General features: G+C 56.1%; 1 protein-coding gene. It reads left to right on the top strand.

Translation table 11 applies throughout. From position 1 onward, the window contains the following. Positions 1 to 102: 102 nt before the first annotated feature. On the top strand, positions 103 to 990 hold an 888-nt coding region (locus OKC30_RS21080; protein WP_270809828.1), incomplete at its 3' end, for an IS4-like element ISAeme3 family transposase.

Below are 990 nucleotides of genomic sequence, written 5' to 3' on the forward strand. Positions count from 1 at the left end.
CATGTACAGGATCTTTAGCGCCAACCAATTGAAATAGATATAAAAAAGGCTTCGTTTGTGATCTAATTTTATCGCCAAACAAAATCAACACGCGCGAAGCCTATGACCATTATTAATGCTAATCACTATCTGGAGCAACTCCTGGCTCCCGCCGCACTCGAGCGCATTGCTCGGCTCTGCAAGTTTTGTCTGCGTCAGCGCGCCATTACCCCTGCCATGCTCGTACCTGCACTGTTGCGGGCCATGGGGGGCGACCAGGTCAATGACATTGCCAGCTTACACCGTCATTTCAATGCCTTGCAGCTGACGAAAGAGCATCAGGTTTCTTACAAACCGTTTCACAATCAGCTGCGTAAAGAGAGCTTTGCCCTGTTTATGAAAGCGCTGGTCGAACGGGCCATCGCCTTGCGTATCGACCATCAACTCAAAGCGGCCTCCCTCGGCGCGTTCAAGCAGGTGTTATTGCACGATGGCACCTCCTTCGCGGTGCACCGGCGTCTGGCGGCTGACTTTCCCGGCCGGTTCAAGACCATCAGTCCGGCGGCTATCGAGTGCCATATGACCATGTCTCTGTCGGAGCAGAGCCCACTGTGCATGAGTGTGTCTGCCGATACCGCAGGGGAGCGGCAATTTCTCCCTGAGGCTCACAAGCTGGCCAACTGCCTGCTGCTGGCTGACGCGGGTTACATTGACAGGGCCTGGTTTGAGCAGGTGAACGACGCTGGCGGATTTTATCTGGTGCGAGGAACGCAAAGCCTGAACCCCAAGATAATCCAGGCCTGGCGCGGTGATGGACGGGAAGTGCCAAAACTGGCGGGACTGTCACTGAAAGAGGCAGGACGGCGGCGCTGTCGGGCTGAGGTGCTGGATATGGTGGTGAAGTCCGGCAAGGTCGAGTACCGCTTGATCCGACGCTGGTTTGCCGAGGAAAAGCGGTTCTGCTTGTGGATGACCAACCTGCCGCGAGCGGCATGGTCAGCAGAGCAGGTG

Source organism: Aeromonas sp. QDB18, from assembly GCF_027705325.1.
Lineage (GTDB): Bacteria > Pseudomonadota > Gammaproteobacteria > Enterobacterales > Aeromonadaceae > Aeromonas > Aeromonas caviae.